The organism is Streptomyces sp. NPDC001153 (genome assembly GCF_053598315.1).
Genome location: NZ_JBSFJZ010000018.1, coordinates 116,927 through 139,730 on the forward strand (window position 1 = coordinate 116,927; position 22,804 = coordinate 139,730).

At 68.4% G+C, this 22,804-nt stretch carries 18 protein-coding genes and 3 pseudogenes; 10 read left to right on the forward strand and 11 right to left on the reverse strand.

What is annotated here, in order from left to right:
* Positions 1-304: 304 nt before the first annotated feature.
* Together ACWDEN_RS21890 and ACWDEN_RS21895 are read right to left on the reverse strand one after the other, a co-directional pair.
* Positions 305-1,345 (reverse strand): glycosyl hydrolase family 18 protein, encoded by a 1,041-nt coding sequence (locus ACWDEN_RS21890; protein ID WP_450859916.1) that lies wholly within the window; start codon positions 1,343-1,345, stop codon positions 305-307.
* A gap of 133 nt (positions 1,346-1,478) precedes the next feature.
* Complete coding sequence (locus ACWDEN_RS21895) at positions 1,479-2,057, reverse strand: hypothetical protein (RefSeq protein ID WP_351621301.1); 579 nt, start codon at positions 2,055-2,057, stop codon at positions 1,479-1,481.
* Between the two features lie 925 nt (positions 2,058-2,982).
* Between ACWDEN_RS21895 and ACWDEN_RS21900 the strand changes: the two genes are divergently transcribed.
* Positions 2,983-3,174: a hypothetical protein gene (locus ACWDEN_RS21900; protein ID WP_450859917.1), complete on the forward strand. Its 192-nt coding sequence runs from the start codon at positions 2,983-2,985 to the stop codon at positions 3,172-3,174.
* A 173-nt stretch (positions 3,175-3,347) separates the two neighbouring features.
* On the forward strand, positions 3,348-4,517 hold the full coding sequence (locus tag ACWDEN_RS21905) for an alpha/beta hydrolase family protein (RefSeq protein WP_450859918.1): 1,170 nt from the start codon (positions 3,348-3,350) through the stop codon (positions 4,515-4,517).
* 430 nt (positions 4,518-4,947) lie between these two features.
* Here ACWDEN_RS21905 and ACWDEN_RS21910 read toward each other — a convergent pair whose 3' ends face one another.
* Positions 4,948-5,616, reverse strand: a complete 669-nt coding sequence (locus ACWDEN_RS21910; RefSeq protein ID WP_450859919.1) for an HAD family hydrolase — start codon at positions 5,614-5,616, stop codon at positions 4,948-4,950.
* A gap of 224 nt (positions 5,617-5,840) precedes the next feature.
* On the opposite strand from ACWDEN_RS21910, the gene ACWDEN_RS21915 reads away from it, so the two are divergent.
* Positions 5,841-6,125 carry a hypothetical protein gene (locus ACWDEN_RS21915; RefSeq protein ID WP_351621289.1) on the forward strand — a complete coding sequence of 95 codons (285 nt, stop codon included), beginning with the start codon at positions 5,841-5,843 and terminating at the stop codon, positions 6,123-6,125.
* A gap of 16 nt (positions 6,126-6,141) precedes the next feature.
* On the opposite strand, the gene ACWDEN_RS21920 is transcribed toward ACWDEN_RS21915, so the two are convergent.
* The 3 genes and pseudogenes from ACWDEN_RS21920 to ACWDEN_RS21930 form a co-directional block, all read right to left on the reverse strand.
* A complete protein-coding gene (locus tag ACWDEN_RS21920; RefSeq protein WP_450859920.1) occupies positions 6,142-9,438 on the reverse strand; it encodes a tetratricopeptide repeat protein in 3,297 nt (1,098 codons plus the stop codon).
* Between the two features lie 290 nt (positions 9,439-9,728).
* A pseudogene (locus ACWDEN_RS21925) lies at positions 9,729-10,125 on the reverse strand (transposase); the annotation flags it as partial.
* A 4-nt stretch (positions 10,126-10,129) separates the two neighbouring features.
* Positions 10,130-10,444 carry a hypothetical protein gene (locus ACWDEN_RS21930; protein WP_450859921.1) on the reverse strand — a complete coding sequence of 105 codons (315 nt, stop codon included), beginning with the start codon at positions 10,442-10,444 and terminating at the stop codon, positions 10,130-10,132.
* 121 nt (positions 10,445-10,565) lie between these two features.
* On the opposite strand from ACWDEN_RS21930, the gene ACWDEN_RS21935 reads away from it, so the two are divergent.
* Positions 10,566-11,120, forward strand: coding sequence for a hypothetical protein (locus ACWDEN_RS21935; RefSeq protein WP_351612882.1), 555 nt, complete (start codon positions 10,566-10,568; stop codon positions 11,118-11,120).
* Between the two features lie 94 nt (positions 11,121-11,214).
* On the opposite strand, the gene ACWDEN_RS21940 is transcribed toward ACWDEN_RS21935, so the two are convergent.
* Entirely contained in the window at positions 11,215-11,679 is a 465-nt protein-coding gene (locus ACWDEN_RS21940) for a lamin tail domain-containing protein (RefSeq protein WP_351612885.1), read from the reverse strand.
* 1,514 nt (positions 11,680-13,193) lie between these two features.
* Between ACWDEN_RS21940 and ACWDEN_RS21945 the strand changes: the two genes are divergently transcribed.
* The gene (locus ACWDEN_RS21945) at positions 13,194-13,970 is read left to right on the forward strand and encodes a class I SAM-dependent methyltransferase (RefSeq protein ID WP_351612888.1); all 777 of its coding nucleotides are present in this window, start codon (positions 13,194-13,196) and stop codon (positions 13,968-13,970) included.
* Positions 13,971-14,072: 102 nt separating this feature from the next.
* Here the strand turns inward: ACWDEN_RS21945 and ACWDEN_RS21950 are convergent.
* A pseudogene (locus tag ACWDEN_RS21950) lies at positions 14,073-14,186 on the reverse strand (IS21-like element helper ATPase IstB); the annotation flags it as partial.
* An 877-nt stretch (positions 14,187-15,063) separates the two neighbouring features.
* Entirely contained in the window at positions 15,064-15,720 is a 657-nt protein-coding gene (locus ACWDEN_RS21955) for a nitroreductase family protein (protein WP_450859922.1), read from the reverse strand.
* A gap of 83 nt (positions 15,721-15,803) precedes the next feature.
* Here ACWDEN_RS21955 and ACWDEN_RS21960 point away from each other — a divergent pair, with 83 nt between their 5' ends.
* The 3 genes and pseudogenes from ACWDEN_RS21960 (at position 15,804) to ACWDEN_RS21970 (ending at position 18,569) form a co-directional block, all read left to right on the forward strand.
* Positions 15,804-16,181: a winged helix-turn-helix transcriptional regulator gene (locus ACWDEN_RS21960; protein ID WP_450859923.1), complete on the forward strand. Its 378-nt coding sequence runs from the start codon at positions 15,804-15,806 to the stop codon at positions 16,179-16,181.
* Positions 16,182-16,395: 214 nt separating this feature from the next.
* Positions 16,396-16,491: pseudogene (locus tag ACWDEN_RS21965) on the forward strand (IS5/IS1182 family transposase); the annotation flags it as partial.
* A gap of 575 nt (positions 16,492-17,066) precedes the next feature.
* Positions 17,067-18,569 (forward strand): ArnT family glycosyltransferase, encoded by a 1,503-nt coding sequence (locus tag ACWDEN_RS21970; protein WP_351612894.1) that lies wholly within the window; start codon positions 17,067-17,069, stop codon positions 18,567-18,569.
* A gap of 364 nt (positions 18,570-18,933) precedes the next feature.
* Here the strand turns inward: ACWDEN_RS21970 and ACWDEN_RS21975 are convergent, their stop codons facing one another.
* Together ACWDEN_RS21975 and ACWDEN_RS21980 are read right to left on the reverse strand one after the other, a co-directional pair.
* A complete protein-coding gene (locus ACWDEN_RS21975; RefSeq protein ID WP_450859924.1) occupies positions 18,934-20,136 on the reverse strand; it encodes a serine hydrolase domain-containing protein in 1,203 nt (400 codons plus the stop codon).
* A 454-nt stretch (positions 20,137-20,590) separates the two neighbouring features.
* A complete protein-coding gene (locus ACWDEN_RS21980) occupies positions 20,591-21,157 on the reverse strand; it encodes a GNAT family N-acetyltransferase (RefSeq protein ID WP_450859925.1) in 567 nt (188 codons plus the stop codon).
* Positions 21,158-21,429: 272 nt separating this feature from the next.
* Between ACWDEN_RS21980 and ACWDEN_RS21985 the strand changes: the two genes are divergently transcribed.
* Together ACWDEN_RS21985 and ACWDEN_RS21990 are read left to right on the forward strand one after the other, a co-directional pair.
* On the forward strand, positions 21,430-22,176 hold the full coding sequence (locus tag ACWDEN_RS21985; protein WP_450859926.1) for a hypothetical protein: 747 nt from the start codon (positions 21,430-21,432) through the stop codon (positions 22,174-22,176).
* 403 nt (positions 22,177-22,579) lie between these two features.
* The gene (locus tag ACWDEN_RS21990) at positions 22,580-22,789 is read left to right on the forward strand and encodes a hypothetical protein (RefSeq protein WP_450859927.1); all 210 of its coding nucleotides are present in this window, start codon (positions 22,580-22,582) and stop codon (positions 22,787-22,789) included.
* Positions 22,790-22,804: the final 15 nt, after the last annotated feature.

A 22,804-nucleotide genomic window follows, 5' to 3' on the forward strand; every position in this document is an offset into this window, starting at 1 on the left:
GCCGCCGGTGGTGCGCAGCCGCCCGTGGTCGGATACTCAGGTTGAACTCGTGGAGACCCCCCAGGCCGTGACGGTTCTTGATCATCGCGGTACGACGTGGTCATGCGGTCCACGCGTGGGGGGGCGGACGGACGCCCAGGGAGCAGGAGAAGCGGGAGCGGGTGCGCCTACCCGCTCAGCGAGGCCGCCTCCGGCATCCGCGCCCATGGCAATTTTCGCGCCAGTTCGGGGTGGATGCCTGAGCCGGTGCAATGCGCCGGCTCAGGAGGTCTCGGAAGACCTTCTCCTCCTTGTTCAGCCGGTGTCAGTGTGCTGTGCGTGGTGTCCGTGCGCCCACATTGGGTCCCTGGGCGGTGCTGATCTGGTTGAAGGTGTTGGAGTAGGCGTAGCCGGTGGGCTTGTCGTATCCGTCGACTTCCCAGAAGGACAGTTCCTGGACTCCGTTGGAGGCGGCGAAGTTCTCCAGCGCAACCGCGTCGGACTGGGAGAAGATTTCGTCGTCGTCGTTCTTGCCGGCGATCGGCGTCAGGCCCATCATCTGGTACGCCTGTGAGTTGGAAACGCCGTAGATATTGGCGAGTTGCTGGGCGGTTGCCTGTGCGGCCGATTCGGCGTCGGCGAGCGCGTTGTGCCCGTCGCCGAAGTCCATGGTCATGAGGTTGACGGTGCTGACGTTGACCCCGTTGTTCTTGGCGTCCTGGAGGAGTTGGGTCTGTGCGGAGGGCAGGCCGTCGGGGGCGACCGCGAGCGTGTAGTCCACCTGGACCGAGGGGTTTTGTGCCTGAAGCCCGGCGAGCGCCTGGTTGCGGCGGGTGTTGGCTGCGGTGTCGTCGAGGGTCGCGCCTTCGATGTCGAAGTCGAGCCGGGTGACGCCATACGTGTTGACGATGTTGGCGTAGGCGGCGGTCAGGTCGGAGACGGAGGTGCAGGTCTGGGCGAGTTCGCCGCCGGCGGCTCCGCCGAAGGAGATGATGACGTCTCCGCCGTTGGCCTTGAGTGCGTTGATTTCCGAACTGAAGGCGCCGACGGGGTCACCGTTGAATTCCCATTTGGCCGTGCAGCCATCCTGGGGGATGAGGAAAGCCAGCGTGTAATGCCTCAGACCGGTGGTGGCCATGTCGTCGGCCATGTCACCGGCGGTGCCGGGGCCGATCTGGAGGTAGGGGGCCGCGAAGTGCGCGGGCCACGCCGGCGTCGCCGCCGTGGCATTGGCCGGCTGTTCGTTCGCGACCAGCATGGCGGTGGCGGTGAGTGGCAGAAGCGCGGCAAGAGCGGGTCTGGGGATGCGAGTGTTCATGGTTGCCTCGTCGGACTGGGATTCGAAAGGAATGGGGCCGCCCTCCACGGGCATGACTTGAGCCTGGGGCGGTGTGCTCCGGCACGGTGTGCCTGACCTGGTGTGCGGATGCGAGGGCGTGTGCGTTCGTCGGCTGCCGACGGCGACCGGACGCCGACGAGCCCGGCCGCTCAGGGACGGCTCAGTGGTGGACGACCGTGCACAGTCCGTTGGAGAACATCGGGGTGGTGTCGACCGGCAGGCCGGGATCAGGGTTGACGATGATGCCGGAGTCCTGGGTGACCGATCCTTCGCAATTGCCGAGAGCGGGCTCCGGCTGCGTGCTGGCGGGGCCCATCCACAGGTCGACGTGGTACACGCCGTTGTGCCAGTCCGAACTGCACTCCGCACAACCGTCCTCCATGATGAAGTACTTCTGGAGGTACGGGACGTAGATGCGAGTACCGGGGGCGAATTCGCCGGGGTCGGTGGCGAAGGTGGCGGGGTGGTCGTAGGTGCCCAGGTCTTCGGTCGCCTCGTTGTGTATCTGGGGGTAGGCGATCTGCGCAGTACCGTAGTGGCCATTGCCGTCGTCGTTGTCGTTGTAGCCGTAGGACGTCACGTGGACGTTGATGTTCTGGCTGTCCGACGGCCGGCTTCCATGGTTGCCCGAACGCTGGGAAGGGGTGGAGGCGGTGTGTGCCGAGGCAACAGGGGCAGCGAGGGCTGTGGCGAGTGTCGCCGCGGTGACGGCGATTGATAACTTCAGGTGTGAGCGCATGGTGTCTTCCTCTCGGATGGGGAATGCGGACGTCAGTGGGCGGACCGCTCCGGTGTGCGGCCAAGCAGGGCACCCAGAAACCGGAGCACGCGCTGAGACATTCGGGGTCCACCACAAGGTGCTCCCCGAGAGCGCTGACGGCACCGGCGGACAGGTCTATACGGCGGCGTGCCGAACCTGTGCACGGACCGCGGCCCTTGGTCATCACGGTCACTGTGCGTCTGTACGTGACCGCAGCCGTCAGGAGTTCGCCGGGCGGCTCCGGCTACGGGCTTCTTTGTCGTCCGTGCCTTATCGGCATGCGAGTCCTCTCGGCGGATCGGTCATGGTGACACGGGTCGCTTTTGGAAACCCGCCGCACTGTTGTACAACGTGTTACTTTCGGTAACGCGATTGATTCGCAAAGAAGTTGGGGTTCTAAGGCTCCGTTACACACCGCTTAAGGCACGGATAACCGACGGTTTCAGCCTGAGGTTCTGCGGCGGTGGAGGCAGGATCAGGGGCTGGCCGCGGACGTAACCGGCACGGCTGGTGTGCGTTGCACCCCGCGTGGTCGCACTGCTCGATCCCGCATTCGGTATGCCAGAACTGTACGGGCCGCGCCTGCCGCTGTTCACGCTTTCGGAGGCGCACCCAGACCGCCCACTTCGCCGCCGAACTCGCAGCCCGCGTTCCCTCTCGCGACGCCTGGTGCCGTGCCGCACAGGTTCGCCGTGTCTGCGGTCTTGGCGGTTGGATGCCCGACTGGCTGAGGTGTGCTGGTCGACAGGTTTCCATCGCTTGTCGACCTTTCTCGAAGCAGATCACGGACTGGCGGCGTGCTAGGAACGCGCTGGGACAACACCGTCACCGTCCGCTCCACCCGCAACGCGCGCATGTACCAACCGGGTGTCCTCATCCACCGCGTCTCCCGACACCGCTGCTCGTGATCGTCGGTGAGCAGGACACCGTCACCCTCACCGACACCGGGCTCGCCGCCTACGACCGGGCGCTGGAACCGAAGCAGCTGGTGATGCTTCCCGGCGGCCACTTCGCCCCGTACACCACCGAGTTCGCCCGGGCCTCGGCTGCGGCCACCGCCGTCTTCCGTAGCCACCCGACACCAAGGGGAGAGTAGTCCGCCGTGGACACCCGCAGCTTCGCGGTGTGCCGGATGAAGGCTTTTCATGCCACTCGGCCATGGCGCGATCACGAACGTCTTCCGAACCCGTTGGCTATCCTCGCTGTTTCGGTTGCTTTGAGCGTGACGGAACGCTGCGGTTGCGTTCCGTAGATGGAAAGGAGTCGATGATGAAATTCCTCTATGACGACGAGTCCTTCTCCTTCGAGGCACTGCGTGCCGCGGGCTATGCCGCCTATGGCGGCGCCGACCTAGGCGAGGTCCTCGTCACCTGCCGGCAGATCCCAGAGGGAGACGAGGAGGCCTGGTCGTCCCAGTGGGCCGCGACGGCGGCGCGCATCGAGCGCATCGGCCGGGACGCGCTGGCCGCTGGTCACCGAGTCAGTGCCCGAGAGGCGCTGCTGCGCGCGTCCAACTACTACCGGACCGCCGACTTCTACCGCCGCGAGGATCCCGCCGCCGACGCCGAGTCGGCGCGGCTCGCCAAGGCCTCGCAGCAGACGTTCGCCGACGCGGCCGCCCTGCTCGACACCCCGGCCCGCGCCCTGCGCATCCCGTACGAGGACACCACGCTTCCCGGCTATCTGTTCCTCGCCGACGATTCGGGCACCCCGCGCCCGACCGTGCTCTTCCACGGCGGGTACGACTCCACCCTCGAGGAGGACTACTTTGCGCTGGCCGCAGGCGCGCTGCGGCGCGGCTACAACGTCATCGCGTTCGACGGCCCCGGCCAGGGCAGCACCGTCCGCGAGCAGGGCCTGCACTTCCGGCCGGACTGGGAGGCCGTGATCACCCCGGCCGTCGATTTCGCGCTCACGCTGCCCGAGGTGGACGCCGAGCGACTCGTGCTGATCGGCATGAGCCTCGGCGGCTATCTCGCTGCGAGGGCGGCCGCCTTCGAGCACCGCCTCGCCGCATGCGTGCTGTACGACGGCGTCTACGACTTCCACGAAGTCATCGCCGCAACCGCAGCCCGTGCCGCTTCTGTCCCCGGCGGCATGGAAGCGCTGATGGCGCAGGACACCATGGTGCGATGGGTGGTGCGCAACGGCCGGTGGACCTTCGGAGTGTCCGACATCGACGAGCTGGTCAAGGCAACCGAGGCGTACACCATGGCGGGTATCGCCGACCGCATCACCTGCCCGACACTCGTACTCGAAGCCGAGAACGACCAGTTCTTCAAGGGGCAGCCGCAGCGTCTGTTCGGCGAGTTGACCTGCCAGAAGGAGCTGATCTGCTTCCGTGAGGACGAAGGCGCAGGCGAGCATTGCCACGAGGGTGCGATGTTCCTGTTCCACCAGCGCACGTTCGACTGGCTCGACACCCTGCTGCTCGGCTGACCGGGCAGCTGGCCTGCAGGTCGTGTCGAGGGTATGGGGACGATCTCTCTCGGTGTCCTCCTCCCCGCCCCCGGCAGTGTACGGACCGGACCAGCGGGCGCCATCGGAAAGTCCGAGTGTCCGTCCAGCCGCCCGCAGAGACGTTCGGCCGGTGTGAGGTCTTCGGGGAACAGAGCATGTCCGTGTTGTTCCGCGCCGGCCCACGTACCCCTCCAGCAGCCGACGACTGTCGCTGAAGCTGTACGTCGTATCGGTGAGGGACAAAGCCTCCCCCAGCGGCCGAGCTCCCGTCGGCGACTTCGAGACAGATCCGCTTGAGGCGGGGCGGCATCGGATGCCCCCACGGCGGCCTCCAGCTCGGCCACGGCCTCAGGTGGCGCAGGCGGCGGCAGCTCGCCGGCCGCATCCTGCTCTCGGGTCCAGGCACTCGTCAGCAGGACTTGGCGGTGGCTTCTGCTCCGAGCAGGTCGGGTAGTTCATGCATTGCGTGGAAAAGGGTGGTCCCTGGGCCGGCTAGTTGTTCGGCGGAGTTCACCCCGCCGGTGAAGCCGAAGGTGCGCATGCCGGCGGCGCGGGCGGCACGAAGCCCGAAGGGGCTGTCTTCAATGACCACGCAGTGCTCGGGGGCGGCGCCCATCTGGGCTGCTGCCCAGAGGTGGAGGTCGGGTGCGGGTTTGGGACGCGCCACGTCGTCCGCGCTGAAGAGTCGCCCGGTGAACAGGTGCAGGAGACCGGCGCGGCGCAGGGACCGGGTCATTTTGCGGTGACTGCCGTTGGAGGCGACGCAGTAGGGGGTGGTGAGCTGCTCGATGACGTCCTTGACGCCGTCGACAGCGGTGAGTTCCGCCTCCACCAGGGCCCAGTAGGCCTCCTCGAACGGGACCTGCCAGTCGTCCGGCAGTCGGCGACCGAGGTGCTGCTCGATCTGTTCGCGCATGTACTGCCTGGAGTGGCCGACGAAGCGCTGCGCGATGTCCTGTGGGGTCAGGGCCCAGCCGAGTTGTGTGATCAGTGCGGAGTCGACGCGTACCGCGAGGCGTTCGCTGTCGACCAGGACGCCGTCGCAGTCGAAGATGACGAGTTCTATCGAGGGGCTCATGAAATGCCGCTCCATGGAGGTGAGTTGGCCAATATCGTTGCCTTCGGCGACACCGGAGGGGTCGCGGTGCGGAGTGCGGAGGAACAATGGGCACCTGGTCGGTTGAGGTAGCGGTCTCCTCGCTGGTGGTTTCGGATGAGTCGGTTCAGGCGGCTCGCGGGGCCTTGAAGGACATCCGGGGGGACCTGGCGGGCCTTCCGGCCGTGTCCGGCGGGGTGGATCGGGTGGCGGACGCGTCCGTGCCCGGCCGCCAGGGCGGTGACTTGCTCCGGTTCGCGCTGGAGATGGCCCCCGGGGCGCTGGACGCCGTACTCATGGTCATCCGGGCGCGGCGGGAGGCGCGCTCCAGTGGCGCCTCGGTCCCCCTGGAGACCTCCGTGCGTGTCACCGGTCCCGACGGTGTGGTGCGCGAGACGGTACTGAGGGGCGACGCCGATGACGTGGTGCGCGCCCTGCGCGAACTGCAGGATGTGCAGGGCGACGACGATGCGGCGGCAGGAGAGGAGTGACGCGAGGGACTGCGGTTCACGCGCCTGCCTGCTGCTCCAGGGCGGCGATCTCCTCGGCGGTGCGCAGGGTGTTCGGGTGCTCGGGCCCGATGGCGTCTTGCTGGTCGCGCAGCAGGTGGCGCAGGTTGTCGAGGGCGCCTGCCGCGTCTCCTTGCGCGGCTTGCCATTTTGCCTGGTTGAAGCGGGTGCGCAGGGTGTCCTGGTGATGGGGGCCAAGGACGGATTCCTGCAGCGGGAGGAGTTCGTCGGCGAGCTGGCGGGCACGGGCGAAGTCGTCGGCCGCCCCGGTGAAGTCGATGATGTTGTTGACGGTGCGCATCGTGTCGGGGTGGGAGGCGCCGAGGCTGCGGGTGCGGCGTTCGCGTGTTTCCTCGAGGATGCGGATGGCTTCGTCGTAGCGGCCCATGACACCGGTCCACCGGCCGAGGTTGTTCAGCGTGCGCAGGGTATCGGGGTGGTCGGGGCCCAGGACGCGGATGCGGGCGGGCATGAGGTCAGTGAGGATACGGATGGCTTCGGCCGGGTCCCCGTTGACACCGCTCCACAGGCCGACGCCGTGCTGGGTGCGCAAGGTGTCCGGGTGGTCCTCGCCGAGTGCTTCGATCTGCTGGGGTACCAGGTCGCGTAGGAGCGCGAGGGTCTGTCCGGGCCGTCCGGCTTCCCCGTTCCAGTAGGCGATGCTGTAGCGGGTGCGCAGGGTCTCGCGGTGCAGGGGACCGAGCTGGCGGGTCTGCAGGGGCAGGAGCGCGCTGAACTCCTCTACCGCTTGGGCAGCGTAGCCGGATTCCCCGGTCCACCGGGCCAGGCTGTTGCGGCACGCGAGCGTCTCGGAGTGCTCTTCGCCCAGGTACTGGCGGCATTCCTGCAGGACTTCGCGGATCTGGTCCATCGCCGCCCGGGGGGACCCGGCCAGCCCGGTCCAACTTCCGAGCGCGTGCCGGGCCTCCAGCGTGAGTTCGCTGTGCGGGCCCTGGGCCGTGCGGATGCGCGGCACCAGATCTTGGAGGAGGTCGCGGGCTTCCGAGGCGTGGCCGGAGACGCCCCGGGTGAGTGCCGCGTCCAGTTCCACACGCAAGGACAGGGTGTCGTCGGTGCCCAGGATGTGCGTGACGTCGGGCAGGAGCTGGCTGTAGAGCTCGGTGGCGGATGCGAACAGGCCACAGCGACTGGTCCAGGAGGCGAGTTCGCGCCGGGCTCGCAGGCTGCGCAGGTCCGCGGGGCCCAAGGTGTGGGTGATGGTGCGGGTCCAGCGCTCCCAGCGGAGTCTGTTCTCGCCGGCGAGTGCTGCGGGACGGCCGATCAGCACGTCGAGGGCGCCGTCGGGGTCTCCTGCCTCCCACCGGTGGGTGGCTTCGCTGCGCTCCGCGTAGGCGCGCACCGGATCGTCGCCGCTGTTCCTGCCATCGGCCATGGGAGCGAGCTTAGCCAGGGCATCGGCGATTGCCGAGTGGGTGCGGACGGCGCTCGGAAGCGTCAGAGTCTGCGAGCGTTGCAGGTGGTCGATGAAGGTGGGGTGGATGGCGGTGAGCTGCTCGCGGTCGGTGCCGGGTTCGACGCGCTCCACCAAGTGGTGCAGGGCGACCAGAGCCGTGCGCACGCCGGCGACGGTCGAAGGGCCTTCCAGGCTTTCGGATGCGGCGCGCAGCACTGCCAGGGGCACCAGGACGCTCTCGCCGCCGTAGGCCAGCACGGCCAGGATCGCGGCCAGGTTCCTGTCAGTGTTCTCGCGCTGCTCGCGGCCGTACTCGCCGAGGGCCCGGGTGAGGAGCCGGTCGTAGAGGTCCTCGCGCGTGGTGGGCAGGCCCGTGTCCCGGTCGGTGTCGCGTTCGGAGCGGCCGCTGAGCTCGTTGCACAGCAAGGTGACGATCAGCCAGTTGCCCTCCGCGATCCGCACGATGCCGGGGACGTGCTCGGCCGGGACGTTCCTGCGCTCCACATACCGGCGGACCTGTTGCACGGTGGACGGTGGCACCGCGACGCACTCGAAGCCGACCGGAACGATGGCCGGGTAGCCGTACTCGGGCCGGTGACGGACCGATACCACGGTGCTCACGTGGCCATAGCGGTCCGCGTCGCCGAGTTCGGAGATACATTCCGTCACGGCCGTCTCGGCCTCGGCGGGAAGCTGGTCCAGCGCGTCGATGACCAGGAGGACCTCGACATCGCCCGGCAGATGCCGCAGCGGCCCGGTCAGCCAGCGCTCGGTCGCCGGTAGCGCTTCCACCTCCTCCTGCGGCATGGTCCGCAGGAAGGCTTCCTCCGCTTCGGCGAAGGCGTCGCGGGCCGACATGTACAGCTGATCGTTGATCTGCCTGGCGAACTCCTCCGGCGTGGTGTCGGCTGCGATGGGAAAGAACGCCACCGCCTGGCCGGGTAGCGACGGATCCCGGTTCGGGCCCGCCCGGCCCGGGTCGATGCGGTCGATCGCCGTCATCTGCAGCGTGGCGCTCTTCCCGGAGCCGCTCGGCCCCAGCACTGCCACCCTCCGGTGCTCTCGCACGGACTGCGCCACCGGGTCATGGCCTTCGGGGCGCTGATAGCGACGGTGTATCTCGTGCAGTCCGCCTTGCCGGCGGGTGACCCGGGCGACCAGATCTTCCACCAGGCCCTTGCGGCTCGCGCGGTTCGCGCTGATCCACAGACCTGCGTCGTCGCTCTCGTCGTGGATGAAATGGTGCGGGAACTGGTCCTGCCACCGCGGGATGTGGCGCTGGAAGTCCGAGGCCCTCAGGTACCGGCCGGCGTCGTCGATGCCGGCCTCCAGGTGCTCGCCGACCACCCGGCTGAAGCGCGCCTGCCAGCCCGACTCGTAGCTCGTGGCGGTGGACACCGAGATCCGCTTCATCGGCATCGACCACCGTCGCTCGCCGGCCAGCCGCCCCGATTCGCACGTGTCGATGATCAGGATCACCCCGTCCGAGCCGGGGAACTCGCCGTGGAGGGTACGCAGACGCGCCCCCAGCGGGTATCCGCGGGCCGGCAGCGCATCCAAACTGACAGGGTGATCGGCCGGGATGAAGTGGTACAGGTCGTCGTCGAAGTCGGAGGAACCATGACCGATCAGGTACAGCACCAGTGTGGACCCCGTGCTGGACGCGTTCTCGAAGGCTTCCTGGATCCGCTCCTCCAGGACCTTCTTCGGCGGATCCCGCAGCACCCGCAGCCCCGCAACCGCGGGTTCGCACGCCCCCAGGACCGGGTCGTACAGGGCAGCCGCGATAACCTCCGCGGCCTCGTGCATGTACGCCTGATCGTCTTGGTAGGCGAGCCAGCGCGCGCTGACCACCAGCCCCAAACGCCCCGACTGACCCACGGCGCCCCCTAGGCAGCGACGACCCGAACCGCAGCGACAGCAAACGACTGTAACGGACAGGGCAGATGGGTGTACTTCGTTCGATCGGACGGGTCGTGAACCCCGCCCCACCACGGATGTCGTGTGACAGCGTGACACTGCGGATGCCGACACATCATCCGTGCAGGGGGCAGCCTTGAGGGCCGATGTCTGGCCGGGTCGCTGCTCGTTGCGGGATCTTCAGGGGGGCAGGGCCGGGCGGCATCTTGGCCCCTCGTGCTGCTGCGTCTGACCCACCTCGCCATGACCAACGCCCCCGCGCTCGCAGGGTTCGTCCCGGCCCGTTTCCCTCTTTTGCGGGCTCCGGCGGCCTGCTGGTGGGCCCGGTTGATCGTGGAGTCCACCGACACCGTCCACTCCACGGCGCCGACCGCGTCATCTCGAGCCTGGACATGCTCCAGCAGACTCGCCAAGGTTCCGTCCGCCTGCCAGCAGGCGAACTCCCAGCGGGCGAACCGCTCATACACGGTCCACCAGGGACCCCAGCGCTCGGGAAGATCACGCCAGGGAACCCCGGTCCGCAACCGCCACAGCACCTGGTTCACCCCCTGCCGGTGACCCGGCCACGGCCGCGGCCCCGCCCATTTGCGGTATGAACGGAGCCATCCGCTCCCACGCCGCATCCGCCAACTCCCCGCGACCCACCACGAGATCAATGGTCGCGGTCTCCAACACCGGGCTCGCAGGCAGGGTCCGTCACGAACAGACTCAGCCGATAAGTGGTCGGCTGCACCAGACGGCCGCACAGCGTGTCGACCCTGAGCACCGATCCGTCGATCCGTATCTCCCCAGCGCGCAGACGGCGCACATAAGCCCGCCACTCCGCCTCGTCCTGGGTCTCGAAGATCACTTTCCACAGCCCCGCGCCCACCGCGTCGCACGCGGCAAGCTGCCGCCTCGCGGCCTCTTGCTGCCGCTTCCTTTTCCGCTGTCCTGGCACCGGCCCAGAATCGCTGGCCGATGCCATCGCAGCAAGTCAAACAGCACCAGACACAAGAGACCCGCTCAGTGATCATTTGTCAGGCAGGCCCCTAGTAGGGCCAGACGGTGACGAAGTCCTGTGCGACACGGACCTCGACCCACGACCCGTGGACAGCTTCGGGCGGGGGCGGGTCGGCAAGATCGAACTGGATCAGTGCGCCGTCCACTTCCAGGACACCCCCGCCGTCTTCAGTGAGGCTCAGCCGGCCACGAAAGACAATGCGGTCACCGTCTTCCCGCAACTCAGGGAAACCGGAGGCACTTGGCCAGGCGTTCCTTGCCCATGCGATGTCCTCATCCACTGTCCACTCGACAAGGTGTTCTCGCCCTACGGCCTCAAGAGCCCCCTGCCAGAGCACCACCACGGTGCCTACCGCCGAGCGCACTCGGACAGCTCTGGGCCTCGATGGGCCGGGCTGCACTGCCTCTATTTTGGCCAACACCCCGCCATCATCCTCGACTGGCTTACCGAGCACGTTCACCGGGACAACACCGCCCACCGCTGCATCCCCGACACCACCGGCGTGTGCGGCCGGACGCACCACCAAAAGCCCAAGGACATGTACGAGACCGCGACGTGCGTGGACGCCTCGCTGTCTTACTCGCGGCACGGGCAGGGCACCTGCCCCCACCACCACGGCGTCCGCTACTGGTTCACATAGCCCGCCACACACCACAGGTCGCCTCCTCCGCACCCGGAGAAGGCGACCTGCGCGCTGTGGAGGCGGCTATGAGCCGGCGTCACCCACCCTCAGGTCAGTGACGGTGTCCGCCACGGTGGTCGTCGTCGCGGCCCCAGGAGACGGCGTCGACGATGCGGCCGCGTTCGTTGCGCAGGGTGGCGGTGTCGCCGTCGTTCTCCCACATTTCGCGCCGCCGGTCCTGATACACGTCCGTACGGGTGTCGCGGCCATAGCCGGTGTGGACCCGGACCGTGGCACGGCCGTCCAGCCAGACGTGGTGGAAGGTGTAGGTGCGGCCGTCCTCGTCGGAGAGGGTCCAGCCCTCCAGGTTCACCGCTCGGCGGGTCGAGTTGGTGATGTCCACCCACTCCTTGTTGAGTGCGCGGTTGGAGCGGTCGTCGCGGCCCGGGGAGTCGTAGCGCACACCGCTGATGTACACCACCGTGTGACGCGGGTAGCCGGTGCGGTGGTCGGCGGCCGCGGCCGGCAGCGCCACCGCGCCCACGACAGCAGCCGCGACAGTGGCGACGGCGGTCACGCGACGGACAGAAGAAGAAACGGACACGAGGTCCCCCTTCAAGGGTGCCCACACCCGGGCCGGAAGCGGCAGTAAAACCGCAGGCCAGCTGGATGTGTTGTGCTGGTGTGCAGCCGGTCGGCCGCACAGCCACACCCTGCACCCGACTCCCCCACACTGTGAGGGAAATGCGTAGGGCGTTACCAATCCTGCAAATTCCCGTTACTTACACCTGTAACAACCATCTAAGTCCTGTATGTACCGAATTGAATCCATGTCAGGCTCAGGCGCCTTGCACATACAGGCCTGAGGCAACCGTCTGGCCGGGCCCGTCATCCCACCACGACGACAGCGTTCACCCGAAAGTGAGTAACGAGCCCCTCCTCCGATCCCTCGGACTCCCCTGGCCGAGCATGGCCCGCCGGCGACCGCTCTGCCGCGATGAACGGGCTGCGACCGGCCCGGAGACCGGCCACGGCCGCCCCAGTCAGGCTGCCCCAGGAGGAGAGAAGGGCCCCAGCACAGCTGCGGATGACCCGAGAACCTCCTGACACGGGGCCGGGTACACCCCGCCCCCATGATCGACGGTATGGGGAGGTCATGGAGCGTCATCGGCGCCGGACGCGTTGTCCCGTCATGACCCCGCGCACCCGGCGCACCCGTCGTACCCGTCGTACCGCGGTGTGAGCAGCCGCCCGGATCGGAGCGTGCGGGCAAGCCTGCGACGGTCTGGACTGGGCCAGTCCCAGGTCGTCGGAGATGGTGATGACGTCGAGGTCGCCCCCACCCCCGTGCAGGGTACAGACGCTGACGGGCTGTCCGGTCGCCCTGACTCCTGCTCCACATCCGCGTTCGGCGGCAGCGCCGACGTTGGCAGGCCACATCGCCGCCCGCGGGGGAACGGCTGCGACGTCGACTGAGCGTCATGCGGCAGCTCGGCTGAGGAAGCCCCGCCTTGCAATCGAGTGATGAGGCCGCCCGGTTGGCGAGAGAACGGCAGCCTTCGCCGTCGCGAGCCGTACGTTCTCGCCAGCGTCCTCCGCCGGCGGAGTGGAGGCCCGGGGCCGATAGGACAGCCGCACCACGTAGGGCGGACTGCCGTCGTACGCATCCCTCGCGAAGCGGGCGCGCGGCAGCTCGACCCATGCGTCCATGGCCCCGGCCATGCCTGTCAGCCCGATACCGAGCGGGCTGAAATCACCGGTCAGACCGTCGGTCGACCAACCCCCGTCGGCACTGTCCGAGTCGAGCTTTCGAGCTGGGCGTAGAAGGCGTCCGCCGACTCATGGTCGATCCTCCGCCCCCTGTCGGCCGCCTACGATGACCCGACGTTCGGGAGTGGTACCCCGTACCGGCCTGATTGGCTTCGTTCACGTTCAGCGGCAGCGTTTGTCGATGAGTGTCGACAGCAGTTGGCGATCAGCGCGCTGGCGGAAGTTCACGGGAAATATGGCGGCACTGTCGTCGGTGACGAGGTTCGCGCCGATCACGGGGCGACCAGCACCTCCGGGGAATCGGCACGGTAATCTCGGGCCATGCCCGAGACGTCAGTGGCGCGCTTCTACGACGAACTGGCCGATGACTACCACCTGATCTACCCCGACTGGGACGCGAGCATCCGTCGGCAGGGGGACGCCTTGGACGCCCTGATCGGTCGGGATCGTGTGGCGGTGCTTGACTGTTCCTGCGGCATCGGCACGCAGGCGATCGGCCTGGCCCTGCGCGGGCACCGGGTCACCGGGACCGACCTCAGCCCTCGTGCCGCCGCCCGCGCTGCCCGTGAGGCCGCCCTCCGGAGCCTGAGCCTGCGCGCGGCCGCTGCCGACATGCGGCGCCTCCCGTTTCCCGGTGGCCGGTTCGACGCCGTCGTCTGCGCCGACAACTCGCTGCCTCACCTGCTGACGGAGCAGGATGTGCGCGTCGCACTGGCCGAGATGCGCCGCGTGCTGCGACCCGCTGGCCTGCTGCTGGTCAGCACACGTCCCTATGACGACCTGCTGCGCGACCGCCCGACTTCGATGCCTCCGCAAGTCCACTGGATCGACGAATGCACCGACGGCGGGGAGCGAACGGTCACCTTCCAGCTCTGGCACTGGCACGACAACGGCGAGCACTACGACTTGGAGCACTTCCAGCTCCTTCCGGCAGGCGGAGAATGGCGCGTCCAGGTCCGCCGGACCACCTACTGGGCGCTCGGCCAAGACCGGCTGGCCGGTTTCGCAGCCGAGGCCGGGTTTGTCGACCCTGAGTGGCGGATGCCGCGCGAGACGGGCTTCTTCCAGCCGCTGCTTGTGGCCCGCGCCGGCGAGTAGGTCATTCCACCGCCCGGCGTGGGATGGCAGGTGTCAGCCGGCCTTGGCGCGTTCCTCGGCCCGAGCCCGGGTGCCGGCAAGGCGGTAGGAGTCGGTGCCGGTGGCGATGTCGGGGAACTCCTTGCGGCTCGACGGAAGCCGCAGCATGCGGCAGGCACTGTCGACGGCGGCGTCGGCGGCCTGATCAGTCAATCCTCGCCGGCGGGGCAGGGTCATTGCGCTTCTACGTCACGGTGGTCACCGCCGCTTCCGCGGCGCGCGTCGCAGCAACTGGTCATGGGGGGGCACCGAGGGCAGCGGCATGGTGTCCGGCGGAAGATGAGCAAGGCGCCACTCGTGCAAGGAGGGCAGCGTCGTCGGCGGCTTGCCGGAGCCAGCTGGCCTGCTCCGGGGCCGGGTTCGGTCTCGGCCTGGGCTGCCTTGCGGGCCTCCAGAGCGACGGCGTCCGGTCATGGCCCGGCCCACAGGGCTGCGGAGGGCATCCTCCGGGGCGAGCTCTCCCAGCCAAGAGCCGACCTCGGCAGGCTGCGCCGCGCTCACCCCGACCTTGCCCAACAGCTAACGGCGGTACGCCAGTCCCTGGACGCACCCGGCGGAGCCGAGCCTGCACGGTACGGCCCCTCAGACCTGCTCACCAGGGAACGGTGGCCGCAAAGCGGGACGGCCTGACCGCCGAAGCACGCAGGCAGAAGCGCGCCGCGCTCACCGGGCGCGGCGTCGGAGCGGACGCGAGAACCGCACCGACACCGCCGCCCACCGCGGGTACTGCCGCGAATGGCACCGGGCCGGTGGCGGCTTGGGAGCCCGGTACAGCACCGCTCGCAGCCGGATGGCGTCGGTCAGCTCCTTGAGTCAGTCGGCCCACTCCTTGAGTCACTTGAGTCGCCCCGGCGAAGGGACAGCAGGACCGGATCAACCATGCGGGGGGGGTGCATCGCCCCCACTTGCCGTCGCGCGTGCGCAGGCCCTGAGTGTCAGCAGGAGGGTGACCGTACAGCAGCGACACACCAGAACGCGCCTCGGAATGGCGGACGCGGGCTGCGGCCAGGACGTGCGCGGGACGGGGCCGGTGGATGCCATGCCCGGCCGATTCCTACTCAGCGCGAGTGGCATTCCTGGGCGATCCGTAGAACTCGTGGAAGACGTTGCATTCCTGGGCCCGACGACCGGGGTGGCGTCGTTCCTCTGCCGGATAGCCGACGGACATGAGCAGCGCGATTGCCAGGTCGCCGCGATCGCCGATGCCGATCGCCTTCTTCACCTTGGTCTCGTCCCAGCCATTCATCGGCGAGGTGGCAAGTCCCATCTCCGTGGCGGCGAGCATCACGTAACTGGCCGCGATCATCGCGTCCTTGACCGCGTACTCCCGCAGCAGGCCACGCTCCTGGAGATCTGTCTGGAACGCCTGCGACGCTGCGGAGAACATCGTGACGAACTCCTCGCTCCACGCTCCCCTGCGGCGAGCCTGGTCGTAAACGTCGCTGTGGTCGTCGCGCCAGGCCAGCGGCTCGGCTACGAAGACCAGCATGAGCGGCGCTTCCTGTGGTTGAGGCTGTCCGCCGGTGGCCCAGGCCAGGCCCTGACGACCTTCGTCGCTGGCGACGGCGACGATGGACCGGTCCTGGAGGTTCCAACTGGTGGGTCCCTCGATGGCGAGAGCAAGGAGTGTGTCGAGGGCGGCCGCGGGGATCGGATCGGGGCGGTAGTGGCGGACCGTGCGGCGGGTGCGGATGGCTTCGGCGACAGACATGGTGTGAGGTGTCATGACACTCACTATTGGAGAGTGACTCTCCATGCGGAAGAGGGCACTAATTGGTGCGTTACTCTCCCTTCATGAAGACCTTCGTGGAGTCCTCCGGGCTACCGGCCGACGCCTTCTCGGCGAAGTGCCCGACCCGTCAGGTGCTCGACCACATCGCAGGCAAGTGGACGGTCCTCATCGTGGACGCCCTCCTCGAGGGCACCATGCGCTACACCGACCTGAGCCGACGCATCGAGGGTGTCTCGCAGAAGATGCTCACCCAGACCCTGCGCAGTCTCGAAGCCGACGGGTTCGTCACCCGCACCGTCCACCCCACCATCCCGCCCCGGGTCGACTACGACCTCACGTCCCTCGGCCGCAGCTTGGCCGAGCCCATCACCGCGCTCCGGCAGTGGGCGGAAACCCACATCAACGAGATCGAACAAGCCCGGAGCCGACACAACGCCTGACCCGCCACGCTCGCCCGTCTCCCCCACCGAACCTGGCCAACCTTCCCCGTCAGTAGGCAACGTTCGCGCCCACCGGGGCCAGGCACGACACAAGTACGAGTTGGTCATCGCCGACAGAACTGGAGTGCCCTCAGACATTCAGGCGGCGTCTCAACTGGCTTGATCACTAGGCCGGCTGTCCTGATTGCGATGGTGAGCGGCCGGTTCCGGACGGGTGGGGGAGTTGTTCCAGCGGGTGATCCCGGCCGCTCCGGTGCGACCCCAAGGCGGAGGCCGACGCACGTATGGGGACCCGCTCGTCCGAGCCGCATCCGACCGGCGGGGTGGTGATCGCCTTGCCCGGCCGCGCTGAACGCAGCCACCATCGTGAGGACGGCCGGTGTTCACCGAGACTCCGCGCAGGCTGCGGGCGGCTTGGGTTCGTAGCATCGTCCGTCCCGCAGAAGGGCCCAGAGGACGTTGACGCGGCGGCGTGCGAGAGCGGGGACGCCTTGGGTGCGGCGTGTGCCCTCGGCGCGTTTGCGGTCGTAGAAGCGGCGGGGGTCGTCGCGCCTTCGGATGCTGAACAGTGCGGAGGTGCAGAAGACGCGCTGGAACCGACGGCTGTACCGCCGTGGGCGGAGCAGGTTGCCACTGATCGTGCCGGGGTCGCGCGGGACGGGGCGGCGCCACCGGAGCCAGCGAGCAGGTCGGGAGGTGCCAAAACCGGTCATGTCGCCGCCGGTATCGGCCAGAAACTCGGCACCGAGGATGACTCCACCCAACTCGGGACAGTCCGGAGCCTCCATCAGACCCGGGGCGGTTCAACGTTCACCAGCAGAGAGCGATCCATCGTCCGTCTTCTGGGACCTTCTCCGACCCCGTCCGGACTGTCAGAATGCCGACATGCACATGCGGGGGGATGCGCAGCCGTGCCTGCGGAGGTTCGCAGCGGGGCCGGTCGGGGGGATCGCGGCTGCGGCCGCGACGCTGCTGATCGCGCTGTCGGGCCGCTACGGCTTCCACCGCGACGAGCTGTACTTCCTGCTCGCCGGCCGGCACCCGGCCTGGGGCTACCCGGACCAGCCACCACTCACCCCGCTGCTGGCCAGGCTCGGCGCTGAGCTCTTCGGCTCCACCCCGACCGGCGTGCGGATCCTGCCCGCCCTGCTCACCGCGGTCACGATCACGCTCACCGCGCTGATCGCCCGGGAGCTGGGCGCCGGACGCGGCGGGCAGGTACTCGCGGCAGGAGCCGCGGCCTGCTCGGGCTACACCCTCGGAATCGGCCACCTGCTCTCCACCGCGACCTTCGACCTGACGGTCTGGCTGGCGATCATTCTGCTGACGCTCCGACTCCTGCGCACGGGCGAATTCCGCTACTGGCCCTCGCTGGGAGCGCTGGTCGGGATCGCGCTGCTGAACAAGCTGCTGGTGCTGGGGCTGTTGCCGGCCCTGGCGCTGGGCGCGCTGACGGCCGGACCGCGCGGCTTCTTCGTACCACGTCCACGCGCCTTGCTGGGCCCGCTGACCGCCGTCCTCGCCGCGCTGCCCTTCGCAATCCCGACCCTGTGGTGGCAGGCCGTGCGCGGTTGGCCCGAGCTGACGGTAGCTCACGGAATCAGCGCCGATGTCGGGATCGGCGGGCGCCTGCTCGCCCTGCCGATGCAACTGCTCCAGTTCTCGCCGGTGCTGGCACCCCTGTGGCTGACCGGGCTGAGCCGGCTGTCGCGCCGACCGGAGCTGCGCTGGGCCCGACCGATCGCGGTGGCCTGGGTGCTGCTGTGCCTGCTGGTGCTGGCCGGCGGTGGCAAGGGGTACTACCCGATTCCGCTGCTGTACGCGATCAGTGCCGCCGGCTGCGAGCCCTACGCCCACTGGATCCGCGAGCACCGCGCCAAGCTGGCAGGCGGAATGCTCGCGGCCCTGCTCACCAGCGCGCTGGCCGCCCTGCCAGTGCTGCCCGCATCGGAGCTGAGCGTGCCGATGGCCGTCGACCCCGACCTCGGCGAGGAGGTCGGCTGGCCCCAGCTCGTAAGCGCCACCGCCACCGGCTGGGAGGCGATCCCCGCCGACCAGCGGGCCACCGCCGTGTTGCTGACCGCGAACTACGGCGAGGCCGGGGCCATCGCACGGTACGGGCCCGCCCTCGGCCTGCCCGCACCGTACTCCGGCCACATGGGCCTGCACGCCTGGGGCCCGCCCTCGGCCACCGCCACCGGACCGGTGCTGCTCGTCCACCCGGCGGACTATCCCGAGTTGCAACAGCACTTCCACGCCTGCCACACGGTGGCGCGCGTCGACAACGGGCACGGCACCGCGAACCAGGAGCAGCACGCGGCCGTGGTGCTCTGCGCAGGGCCGGACCAGCCATGGCCCGTGCTCTGGCCGCGGCTGCGCCGATACTGAGCAGCCACGTTCCGCAGCACGTTCACCGTATGTGGCTGTGTACTCCTACACATAAGCGAACACCTGCAGGCTCACTCGATCACCGGGACTCCCAAACGCCCCTGCCTCTGCTCGTCCAGGAACTCCGTCCGCCGACGGAAGCCGTTGACGCGGTGCTGAGGGCGCTCCGGCTGCCTGCAGCACCGCCCCTGCCCGCACAAGGACTGCGGACCCAGGTGGTCATGGCGACCCGCTCCGGGAAGACCCTCGTCGCCATGCGCGACGTCGAAGTACTCCATACAGACCGCGCGAAGAGTGGTCCAGCCGTGCTTCGCGCCTGACGCCGTCGACTGTGCCGGGGCCACCACGGCGCCCGAGACACGCTTCAGCGCCGGACCGCGCACAGTGCATGGTCGGTGAGGGTCTGCACGGCCTTGTTGAGCCGGTCCTCGTTGACGAGCGCGGTGGTGGACGTCACCGAAACGGTCACCGCCCGCCGACCGTCCGCGCTGACCGCCGGCCGTCCGTACACCCCGAAGCCATCGCCCTCGTGCATGTAGTAGGCGCCCCCACAGGTCAGGGGCACGACCCGCAACCCGAGTCCGTATCCGCCCCGCTTGCCCTCGGGCGGTACCGGCAGGTCGTCGTAGGGGACCGTCTGTCGCATCAGCGCCCACTGCGTGGCGGGCAGGAGCCGACCGGCGGCCAGTGCGCGGAAGAACGTGTCGAGGTCCGACGGGGTACTCACCACTCCGGAGTCCGCGGTGTGCTGATAGCTCTCCTCGGTGAGGTCCACCGGTACGCCCCCGGGGCCGTCGATGGTCACCCGCTCGTGGGGGCCTGTCAGATACGGGTTCTCACCGGGGACATAGGTGTGCCGCAGGCCAAGCGGGGCGATGATCCGGTTCTCGACCAGCTCCCGCCAGCCCATGCCGCCCGCCCTCTCCGCGATCATCGCTGCCAGCAGGTAGTTGGTGTTCGAGTACGCCCACCGGCGTGGCGAACCCTTCGACGGCGGGGTGAAGAGCGGGGCATGTCGCATTGCGATCGCGACAAGCTGGGAGGGCGGGGTGGCGTCGTACCGGCTCTCGTCGAAATGGTTCAGCAGCTTGTCCTGTATGGCGGGATCGGTGATGTAGTCGTAGATGCCGCTGGTGTGCTGGAGCAAGTCGCGTACGGTGATCCGCGAGCCGTCGTTACCGTGTCCGTGGACCACCCCCGGCAGCCATCGTTCCACTGTGTCGTCCAGCGAAAGCCGCTCCTCCGCGGCCAGTTGGAGCACCACCACCGCCGTGAACGTCTTGCTGGTGCTCGCCACCCGGAACTCCGGGTCCCACGGCACGGGCGCGGTCGAGCCCACGCCCGCAGTCCCGTACCGCGCCCGCAGCACAGCACCGCCTGGCCCATCGACCCGGGCCACCACGTTCACGTCGCCGCCGGCGGCAGTCCGTACCGCCGCCAGATCCCGCGGCAGCTCCCCCACCGGGTAGCCGCCGCCCGCCGAGCGCGCCCCGGCCGGCATCTCGCCCACCCCGCACGCCATGAGTGCCGCCATGCAGGCCACGGCTGCCGTACGTTTTCCCACCACGCTGACACCTCGCTACTCGACCCAACTCTGTCCTGGCTTCTGCCAGTCAACCCGCCCACGCCCTTACGATCGATAGAGCAGCCACCCGGGCGCCAGGTGGGGCTGGCCCCCGCAAATCAGCCGGGATGAAGAATGCCAGCAGCTCGTCCTCGTCGTCCGTACCCTTCTTGATGGCTTTGGGGTAGTCCTCGCTGGCGCCGTGCTGTCGGCGAAGGCGGCGACGGCCTTGCGGGCCTGCTCCTTCTCCTGCGCTACGAAGGGCGTCGCAGCCGCGCGGCCGGGCTGGCCATCGTCTTCAAGCTCGCCGAGTCCGCCCAGGCCGGGCCGTGAATGCGCCTACCTCGTCGCATTCGTCGGTACCGGAATGCGCGTCGAACCCGGCCTCCTCATCGAAAGGCCCCGAGACCCTCGCTGCATGAGCAGCCTCACCCGATCCGAAGAAAGCGAACGGAATTCAGGCGTCCCTGCACCGTGTGTGCAGGTGACCATCGAGCGGGAAGGACGGCGGCGCTGCGGGCAGCACTCTGTCGAAGTCGTACCGGCTCTTCTGTGCCACCCGGCATGAGGCCGGGTTGTCCACCTGATGCAGGAGTTCGAGACGCTCCAGTCCGCCGGCCCCGAAGGTGTCGAAAGCCCAGTCGGTGAGAATCTCCAGAGCGCGGGGCGCCACACCCCGACCGCGGGCGTGCGCCGCGGTCCAGTAGCCCACTTCAGCCGAAGGTTTGCCGACTGCTACGTCCTTGACGGCCACATTGCCGACCAACTGTCCGTGGTTTGAATCGGATTGCGTTTCCAGCACGGCGAAGCCGAACCGGGTCCCCGCCGCCCATCTCCGCTTTTGGTCCTGGACCCAGCGCATCGCGTCAGCCTCGTTCTCCACGGCAGAGTTCGTCCAGTGACGCAGTGCGGGATCCTGGCACGCCTCGACCAGTGCGGCAACGTCCTCCATGGACCAGGGACGAAGAACGAGGGCGGGAGCGGACGGCAATGCACTCACACGTGGTAAGACGGTGTCCTTCATCGGCCGATCATATGCCGCCACGTTCTGTCCCGACGCCGATGGTCCGCAGCCCCTACCCGCTGCGGCATCCGGACGCGCGACTCATTCGCCAGCCGACGAACGACCCTCCTCATTCACAACCCTTGAAGTTCCTCGTCCGGAATGCCGTGACGCGATATACCCGAACACTTCGGGTCGTGGAAGACCGGTGTGCCTCACTCTGGAACATGATCGATAGCGGATCGAAACGTGACGGCATGGACATGCTCATTCAGGCCTCCTAGTCTCTCTCCATGTCTGCCGCTGTCGACACACATTCGGATGCCTACCAGGCAGGACAGGTCCTGGCTCCGTTCATCCTGGCCGCCATCGCCATCGTCATCCTCTGGACGGCGACCCGTAAGTGGCGTCAGCCCAAACCGGTAACGATCCCCGAGGATCTGGAGACCACGGCCAAGCTCGCGCGGGAGCGAACCCGTCGAGTCGTCATCGGCACTGTGGCCATCGTTGTGGCGGCCGTGGCGATGGCCGTGCCCTACATGCACCGGTCCAACGACTTCGGCAGCGCTGCATCCGAGGGGCCGACGAATCTGACCATCACCCCGCCGACCACCCTCGGCAGGTACAGGCTGATGACCGGCACGCAAGCAGACCGGCTCAACGCTCAAATAGCCGGGAAGCTTCCCAAGCACTACGCCGCCGTCTTCTACACCACCGCAAGCAAGCCTACTCAGCCCGTGGTAGAGGCCTTCAGCGAAACCAGCACCACCGATCCGCAGCTCGCACAGGAGCTCGCCCAGTACTCGGCTGACTACGAGGACATAAATCTCATGGCCGGAGCGCGCATCACCGACGCCACAGTCGTCAATCCTGGTTCGGTCGGCGGGAAGATGCGATGCGGACGGAACAACGTCGAACTGCTCTGTGCCTGGGCCGACTCCGGGACCGTCGGCGGACTCGTAAGCAACGTGACTGATGGCCTCGATGTCCAGCAGATCGCTTCCCTGACCCAGGAATTCCGGGCCGCCGCCGAACACTGAAAGTTCGACATGGCCGGCTGATGCCCCACCGCCGGCTGGCCCGCGACTCCGAAACCGTCTCCGGACGCCCCGAAGCCATGGTCCGCCTCGCCATGACCGGCTTCACGGCTTGCCGCCTCACCGGCGAAGCCACCGGATGCGCGACATGATCCAGTCGTGTTCACGGGTCCTGCCTGCGGTTTCCCGCCGATGTACCGAGCGCCGGACGCACTGTCGTGCCGCGGTTATGTGTCCGCCGGTTCGCCTGCGAGAACTCGGCCTGCGCGCGACGCACCTTCGTCGAGCAGATATCCGGCCTGCCCCGAAGGCATGGCCGGCGGACCGAGCAGATGCGTGCCACTGGGCCGCCGTCGGTCTCGCCCCGGCAGGCCGGGTCGGCGCCCATGCGGCCGACGTCTTCGGGGTGACCGTCGGCCGCAGCACGATCTTGCGCCTGGTCGACGCCCTTCCTGAGCCGGTAGTGCCCTCGGCGCGGTTGATCGGGGTCGATGAGTACGCAACCCGCAAAGGCCGTCACCACGGCACCGTCCTCATCGACTTGGCGACCCGCCGACCTGTCGATCTGCTGACCTGCCGGGAGGCACCGACGCTGGCCGCGTGGCTGGCCCAGTGACCCGGTGTCGAAGTC